We start from the raw sequence: 264 nt of genomic DNA on the forward strand, positions 1-264 counted from the left end.
TGTGAAGGGTTAGAGCTGCTGGCGGGCTTGCTGTCTCATCAGTGGAGTGCATTATGGCCGCCGCAAACCCATGCCCGAGTGGCGTTATTGGCCTGGCTGAGTGACCGGTTGCAGCAAGTCTGGCGCACCATGACGTTATGCTACGGTGACCTGGCTCAGGTGTACCGGGCAGAGCATGCGTTGGAAAAGTTGTGCACGCAGTTGCAAACGCTGGAGCTCAAACATCTGAGTAAATTGGATGGGGTGCGCCTGATGTTGCATAAC

General features: G+C 56.1%; 1 pseudogene. It reads left to right on the top strand.

What is annotated here, in order from left to right:
* A pseudogene (locus V1952_RS22750) lies at positions 1-264 on the top strand (type VI secretion protein ImpA); the annotation flags it as partial.

Origin of the sequence: Yersinia sp. 2542 StPb PI (assembly GCF_048593855.1) — a bacterium.
Taxonomy (GTDB): domain Bacteria; phylum Pseudomonadota; class Gammaproteobacteria; order Enterobacterales; family Enterobacteriaceae; genus Yersinia; species Yersinia enterocolitica_E.